The organism is Leifsonia sp. SIMBA_070, from assembly GCF_046534635.1.
Classification (GTDB): domain Bacteria; phylum Actinomycetota; class Actinomycetes; order Actinomycetales; family Microbacteriaceae; genus Leifsonia.
Map to the genome: position 1 here is coordinate 1 of NZ_JAWRYK010000382.1, position 266 is coordinate 266.

Here is a 266-nt window from a genome sequence, read left to right on the forward strand (position 1 = left end):
GGAAATTCCCGATCTGGATTTATCAGATGAATATTTGTCGAATGAAGAAGAATATGAAGAAAATTCGAGCGAGTTTCCTACGGTAGCAATTGTTGAAGCCACAGGTTGGCAGCGTCACGAAAATGGAACCACAGAATTAATAGCCGAACAAGAACGAGCGAGCAGTTCTTGGCAAAATTCTGTTTCTTGCCATAACTAATTTTGGCTCTTCCAACCTTGGTGTGTAGAGTAAATGCTTGTAGCCTATATCTGGAAAAGAATTTCGC

General features: G+C 40.6%; 1 protein-coding gene. It reads left to right on the forward strand.

Going from position 1 to position 266, the window contains the following annotated elements; genetic code table 11:
- A partial coding sequence (locus SB754_RS20760) for a hypothetical protein (RefSeq protein WP_410784244.1) occupies positions 1 to 199 on the forward strand: 199 nt, incomplete at its 5' end.
- Between the last annotated feature and the right edge of the window lie 67 nt (positions 200 to 266).